Raw genomic sequence first — 1748 nt, 5'->3', positions numbered from 1 at the left:
AGGGATGAGCGAAAATCTTGATGACGTAGCTTCTCGTCATGTCGGTATTCAGGTTAATGGAACACTTCAGGGGGTTATAAAGACTAAGGGTGCGTCGGAAGAAAGTTTAAGCCAAACGGTTCATATGCATCTAGATACGGATATTGTTTCTAGAAAACCAATTTTGATTCATGATGTTAGTATTACGGCTCAGGGTTTTTCTGCTTGGTTAAAAGGAAAAGTGGACCATTTTGTTTTTAAAGGCAATCTTAGTTTAAAAGCACAAACATTAGCTCTTTTAGGTCTATTCAGCGAACAACCACTTTCTGGTAGCGCAGATCTTAAAGCTAAAGGCACTATCGGTTTAATGAGTGGCATTTTTGATCTTGAGTTATCGGGAATTGCCGACAATATGAAAGTAGGTGTGCAACCTTTTGATCGTTTATTCAAAGGAAATCTTACTCTTTCAGGTGGTGCTGCTTGGAATACGACAGATTTAGTTTTGCGTCGTTTTGATTTGAAGAATCAATATGCAAATCTAAAAGCCGATGGCTATTTTTCAAGTGAGAGTGCTAAAATGGATTTATATGCTCAAATATCTGATCTCGCCAGATTAGATCCGAAAATGAATGGGGCGCTCACAATCCAAAGTACTGCTAGAGGGCACAATAACCTTATAAAACTTAGCACACGTGCCCATGTTGTTGAAGCGTTTTTAGTGGGGAAAAAACTTCAGAATACAACGCTAACTATTAAGACACTTATGGATAATACATCGCCGGTTCCTTCTTTAACAGGTTCTGTAAAGGGTGAAGGAACTTTTGCTAAAAAACCTTTGTATTTAGCTGCTTCTTTTACACGTTCCAATCAGATTCGAAAACTTGAAAATATTGATATTAGAGGGGGAAACGCAAAAATAACTGGTGATCTTTCTCAAACGTTTGGAGGTTTTGTGAAAGGAGCTTTGCATATTGACGCTGATGATATTTCAATATTTTCTGCGTTATTTTTGCAGGACGGCAAGGGAAAAGTAAAAGGAGATTTTGTTTTTTATGAACAAGATGGCAAACAAAAAGCCAATGTGAAGGCGCACGTTGACCATTTGGATTTTGCAAAGAATAAAATTAAAAAGTTGGCAATAGAGACGCACATATTGGACCCTTTTGGCACAGCACAGTTTGATGGCTTTATGAATGCGGAACATGTTCAAACACCTTTGATGGTGTTCAATCGTTTAAATGTTCACGGCAATAGCAACAATGGGCAAACGAGTTTTACTGTTCAAGCGATGTTGCCTAATCATACCAGCGCACAGCTTTCTGGCCGTGTAATGGTTATAGAGCTTCCGGTGGGTATAAAACAGGAAGTGCAGATTGAAACCATGAACATGAAACAGCGCAATTTTTACGCGGCATTGCCTAAACCGGCTACGATTGTTTTTGATAAAAATGGAATGACAATAAATGAATTAGGCGTTGAGATTAATGAGGGTAGGATTGTGCTTGCTGGAAATGTTCAAGACACCCTTAATCTGCGTCTTACGATGAATGCGCTTCCTGCTGCTTTAGTCAATCTATGGAAATCTGATCTTGGTGTTTCTGGTACCTTAACAGGGCAAATTATCATTGGTGGTCGTTTCAAAGAACCTGATGTGACCTATGATATAAAAGGTGAGGGGCTAACAACTGTTGCTCTTCAAGATAAAAAAGTAATGCCATTTGTGCTTTCTGCTACAGGTAAAACAGTAGAACAAAACCTTATTTTGAATG

General features: G+C 38.6%; 1 pseudogene. It reads left to right on the top strand.

Annotated features, from left to right (window positions below):
• Window positions 1-1748 (top strand): annotated as a pseudogene (locus tag ACFIK8_RS08975) (hypothetical protein); the annotation flags it as partial.

Source organism: Bartonella sp. MR168JLCBS, assembly GCF_042194175.1.
Note: the sequence above shows the minus strand (reverse complement) of the source record. Positions and strands in the feature narration are given on the sequence as shown.